The sequence below is a fragment of the Vibrio sp. 2033 genome, assembly GCF_033339735.1.
Genome location: NZ_JAWOVC010000179.1, coordinates 1 through 882, shown reverse-complemented (window position 1 = coordinate 882; position 882 = coordinate 1). Strand labels below are relative to the sequence as shown.

The 882-nt window shown below is 47.5% G+C and carries 2 protein-coding genes; one reads left to right on the top strand and one right to left on the bottom strand.

Going from position 1 to position 882, the window contains the following annotated elements; all coding sequences use genetic code 11:
• A partial coding sequence (locus R7P74_RS25440) for a substrate-binding domain-containing protein (protein ID WP_318123417.1) occupies positions 1 to 423 on the top strand: 423 nt, incomplete at its 5' end.
• A gap of 73 nt (positions 424 to 496) precedes the next feature.
• Here R7P74_RS25440 and R7P74_RS25435 read toward each other — a convergent pair.
• Positions 497 to 882, bottom strand: a 386-nt coding sequence (locus R7P74_RS25435) for an aldose epimerase family protein (RefSeq protein WP_443293367.1), incomplete at its 5' end; no start/stop codon positions are given.

Genomic DNA, 882 nt, shown 5'->3' with positions numbered 1-882 from the left:
TATCGTCAGGCTCTCATTGATGCAGACATCATTCCTAACTCAGAGTATTTAGTCGATGCAAACTGGTCGCTAAAAGAAGCGCACCAGCAAACACTGGCACTACTGAATATGGAGCAGCCGCCAGAAGCGATTTTCTGTGGCAGCGACTATATGGCAATGGGGTGCTACCAAGCGATAGCGGAGTTGGGGTTGAAGATTCCTCAGGATGTTGCCGTTGTCGGTTACGATAATCAGCAAATCGCCTCTGAAAGCTTCCCAGCATTAACGTCGGTTGAACTGCCCTACTCAGACATGGGTAAACTCGCAATCGAATCGTTGATGGCACTGATTGAAGGGCAACCGTTGCTTTCTAACAAACGCAAAGTAGAGGGTGAACTCATCGTTCGAACCTCTTCGACAAAAACAAAAAAGGTGGGCATGTAGCCCACCATAACACCCAAAGTCGTTGGAGTTGCAGCATTGCTGCCGCTGCAAGTTCAAAGGGTTGAAGTGCTATCTAAAATTCAAACTGATAAGTAGTTTGATGCTGATAGCAATCCCCAGAGCTCAACACCCCATTGTTGAGTCCCCATTCTGGTTTGTTTGGCCCGTCTGGAAAGTACTGCGTTTCCAATGCTAGGCCGTCATAGCGTTCGTAAGTTTTACTTGCACCTGGCGTACCGGCTAAGAAATTACCTGAATAGAACTGGATGGCAGGTTTGGTGGTTTTCACCTTCATCACCACATCTTCTTTTGGTGCAATTAAAACCGCAGCGACAGACACGCCATCGGTCACTTCAGGCATGAATACAAAGGCGTGATCGTAGCCACCAGCAGTTTTCTGATCTTGCTCGGCAAGAAATTCTTGGCCAATCAATTTTGGCTCGGTGAAGTCGAAACTGG